We start from the raw sequence: 1,793 nt of genomic DNA on the forward strand, positions 1-1,793 counted from the left end.
GACATTGGCTGCGGCGCGAACCTTCGAGCCGCCGCTGGCGGCCGGCTTCTTCGCGTGGACGGACTTGTTCGCGTGGGCGGGCTTGGCGGCCGCTTTGGACGCGCTACCTGGTACGACTTTTTTCGGCGGCGCCTTGCCGAAGGCTTTTGTATCCTTGGAGCGCTGGGCGACCGGCGGGCCGGCCCCGGCCGTAGATTGCGGCGCCTTCGGTTGGACTGACTTGCCCCTGGGCTTTTTTGCCTTGGTTGCCATCGGACGGAATCCCTCTTCTGGCATGATTGCCTGATCGGGATAACGTCTTGTAAGTCTTAAGGTTCCCGCCGAAAAATACTGAAAATTAAACGGGTTAATCGAGATTAACCCGGGTTAACCAATGACCAGGTCGGCCGCCCGGCGCCGTGCCAGCACACGTTCGATGTTGGGCATGTCGTTGGAGGCGATCCAGGCGCGCGCATCCGCCTCGGAACGGCCATGCTCGTGCCAGCGTTCCATCAGGCGGCGTTCGAGCTCATTGCGCGGCACATCCACGAAGATCGAGAAATCGAACAGCGGCGCCAGGCGCGACCACGGCTCCTCGTCGAGCAGCAGGTAATTGCCTTCGACCAGGATGAACTTGGTCTCGGCACCGACGATCGCCGCGGCGGCGCGCGACAATTCCATGCCGCGGTCGAAAACCGGAATGGCGATCTCGGCCTCGCCGGCGCGGATGCGCTTCAAAAGCGTCTCGAAGCCACCGAAGTCGAACGTCTCGGGCGCGCCCTTTCGCGCGCGCAGGCCGCGCGCGTTGAGCACGATGTCGTCATAGTGGAAGCCGTCCATGGGCACGACTTCCACCGCGCCTTCCGGCAAAAGGTCGTGCAGGCTTGCCGATAGTGTCGACTTGCCGGCGCCCGGCGGTCCGGCAATGGCGACGATGAAGCGCTTCGCCTTGCCGGCGCGCTTGAAGATGGTGGCGGCGAGGTGGGCGATTTCGGACATTTTTTGGCTCCTTCCGCAGGATTCTGGACGCATCTTGTCGGCAGTCGCAGGAGATTTCAAATCGCGATTTGCACGATTTAGAGCGAACAATTGTGGAAGTCAGCGCTGGCGAATGCGATTGATCGTTACGACTTTGCCCTTCAGCGCGCCGCTGGCTGGCCGATGCGCAGGAAATCGCTGTCGAACGGGACCTCCGATGCCGCGGCGCCAGCCAACCGCAGGCGGCCATCCGCCGCGGTGATCTCCCGCGGGGGCTCGCCGCCCGACAGCGCCAACGCACCGATGACATGGCGGAACGAGATGCCGCAGTCCTCGCCGAGCGCGAATGCCGTCGCCACGCCCTCGCGCTTCAGCCAGTTGTCGCCGAGCGAGGCTGCGTGGCCAATCGCGGTGCGCCCATCCTCGATGCCGAGCACGCCGAGATGGCGGCCGCTCCACGGCGCGTAGTCGCGCCCGCCATTGCTGAACCACAGCATGGTGACCGGCAGTTCGGCCGGGTTCTTGAGCACCAGCACCAGATCGTCCTCGGCATGGCGCGCAAGTGCTGTCCAGCCCGGGCCGCCATGGTCGGCCTCGACCAAGGTGAGGAAATCCTCGCGCCGATCCTCCATGCGGTAGTCCGTGAGATCGAGCGTACCGCCGCCGGCAGCAGGAAAATGGTCGAGATCGGACGACCGCGCCGGATACGCGAGCATGAAGCGGCCGCGCGCGGGGTCCGGCTCCAGCGGATCGGCTGGCGTGGCGGCAAACCGCTTCGGCGAGAAAGCCAGCCTGCCGCCGCCTTTCATCGCCGTCATCGGGTGATGGGCGACCGA

2 protein-coding genes and 1 pseudogene are annotated in these 1,793 nt (G+C 65.0%); 1 reads left to right on the forward strand and 2 read right to left on the reverse strand.

Going from position 1 to position 1,793, the window contains the following annotated elements; translation table 11 throughout:
- A partial coding sequence (locus tag O7A61_RS32100; RefSeq protein ID WP_337133159.1) for a hypothetical protein occupies positions 1–286 on the forward strand: 286 nt, incomplete at its 5' end.
- A gap of 80 nt (positions 287–366) precedes the next feature.
- Here the strand turns inward: O7A61_RS32100 and O7A61_RS32105 are convergent.
- Positions 367–978: a nucleoside triphosphate hydrolase gene (locus O7A61_RS32105; protein WP_337133160.1), complete on the reverse strand. Its 612-nt coding sequence runs from the start codon at positions 976–978 to the stop codon at positions 367–369.
- Positions 979–1,118: 140 nt separating this feature from the next.
- A pseudogene (locus O7A61_RS32110) lies at positions 1,119–1,793 on the reverse strand (hypothetical protein); the annotation flags it as partial.

The sequence above is a fragment of the Mesorhizobium sp. Cs1321R2N1 genome, assembly GCF_037179725.1.
Lineage (GTDB): Bacteria > Pseudomonadota > Alphaproteobacteria > Rhizobiales > Rhizobiaceae > Mesorhizobium > Mesorhizobium salmacidum.